The 1643-nt window shown below is 74.2% G+C and carries 2 protein-coding genes; one reads left to right on the top strand and one right to left on the bottom strand.

Translation table 11 applies throughout. The features are described 5' to 3' along the window. Nucleotides 1-104: 104 nt before the first annotated feature. The gene (locus FNX44_RS26710) at nt 105-818 is read left to right on the top strand and encodes a copper homeostasis protein CutC (protein WP_228450286.1); all 714 of its coding nucleotides are present in this window, start codon (nt 105-107) and stop codon (nt 816-818) included. Between the two features lie 63 nt (nt 819-881). Here FNX44_RS26710 and FNX44_RS26705 read toward each other — a convergent pair whose 3' ends face one another. Next, complete coding sequence (locus FNX44_RS26705; protein ID WP_228450288.1) at nt 882-1058, bottom strand: hypothetical protein; 177 nt, start codon at nt 1056-1058, stop codon at nt 882-884. Between the last annotated feature and the right edge of the window lie 585 nt (nt 1059-1643).

Genomic DNA, 1643 nt, shown 5'->3' with positions numbered 1-1643 from the left:
GCGGTGCGGGCGGGAGGGACGACATAGCGCCATTGTGCGCGGCGGGTATGCGATGGGATGGGGCCGACTTCCGTCGGAGCCGGGGCTGTGACACCCTGTTGCTCATGTCTAGACCAATTCTTGAGGTGATCGCGCTCGACGCGGCGGACGCTGTCGCGGCCCAGGCGGGCGGGGCCGACCGCCTCGAACTGGTCGTCGACATGGCGGCCGACGGTCTGACGCCCAGCGTGGAGACGTTCACCTCCGTCCGTGAGGCGGTCGATCTGCCGCTGCGGGTGATGCTGCGCTCCCGCGACGGCTTCACCTCGGGCGGGCCCGATGCCGTCCGGGACCTGGCGATACGCGCCCGGCGACTGCGGGAGGCGGGCGCGACCGAGTTCGTGCTGGGCTTCCTCGACGAGAGCGGAGGCCCCGACCTGCCGACGGTCCAGGCGCTGCTGGCCGAGCTGGACGGTTGCCGCTGGACCTTCCACCGGGCGATCGACCGGGCCGCCGACCGGGAGACCCTTCGCAAGGAACTGGCGGATCTGCCCGGACTCGACACCTACCTCACGGCGGGCTCGGCGCGCGGTGTCGACGACGGCCTGCCCACACTCTGCGCCGAGGCGGCGCGCAGCATCGCGGGCGAGCCGGGGCACCGCCCCACACTCCTCGTCGGCGGCGGGCTGCAGCTCAAGCACCTGCCCGCGCTCCGGAGGGCCGGACTGGCGGCGTTCCACATCGGTGGCGCGGCCCGACCGGGCGGCTGGGACGCCCCCGTGGACGCCGACGCCGTGCGGGGCTGGCGCGTGGTCCTGGACGCGCCCCTCGACGCGTGACGACACGCGGGCCGGCCTCGCCTCCGCCCTAGGCGGCGCGACGCGGCAAACGGTCTCAGCGGCTCACGGGCGTACGGCTTTGCGGCGGTACACACCCGCCGCCTCGTCGGACTGCCCCAGAACGGCCACGCCGAAGGCGGTACTCGCGAAGACCCGTATCACCCGCATGACGTCCCCGAGCAGATGGCGCGAGTGCTCGTGGTCGGAATGCAGGGCGGTGGCACCGGTCCCCGACGTCACGCGGTGACCTCGGGGACCGCGGTCTCCCATGGCAGAAGTGAACGATGCGCTGGTCATGTCTCCAGGATGCGCGGTCAGCCGTTCGCCGCACATCGGCCGAAATATCTATTCCGGCCTCCACCCTGTACGTCCCCCGGGCGCGCCCGACCCCTACGGGACTCCTTCCGGGGACGTAGGGGACGTCCTACCGGTCGTCGCCTCCGCCGGGATGCGACCGTGTGCGGTCCAGCGGCGGGCCACCCGCCGGAAAACCGATCGCGAGCCGGTCCGACCGCCGGTACACTCTCCCGTCTTGCCCTCCTCCCGGTCGGGAGGACACCGGCCGGACGGAAACCGGCCGTGCGCCGTTCCTGCACCCGCCCGTACCCGTACGGCCCGCAGCGGCGCGCCGGTCCCGGACGGCGGCCCGGCCCCAGACGCGCGAGCGCCCGGCGGCAGGCCGCGCCCGCACCCCCGACGCACGTCCTTCGCGCGCACGCCCGGCGTGCGCGGCGACGCGTGCGCCGTCGGCATGGACGAACGGCGCGCCGCCGACGGTCGTGCGCCGAGCAGTCCGGAGGTCGACAACCGTGCCCGCCCCCACCC

The sequence above is a fragment of the Streptomyces alkaliterrae genome (assembly GCF_007097205.2).
Lineage (GTDB): Bacteria > Actinomycetota > Actinomycetes > Streptomycetales > Streptomycetaceae > Streptomyces > Streptomyces alkaliterrae.
Note: the sequence above shows the minus strand (reverse complement) of the source record. Positions and strands in the feature narration are given on the sequence as shown.

Coding starts and splice junctions, on each gene's coding strand:
- FNX44_RS26710 (WP_228450286.1), top strand. CDS start 105: ATGTCTAGACCAATTCTTGAGGTGATCGCGCTCGACGCGGCGGACGCT.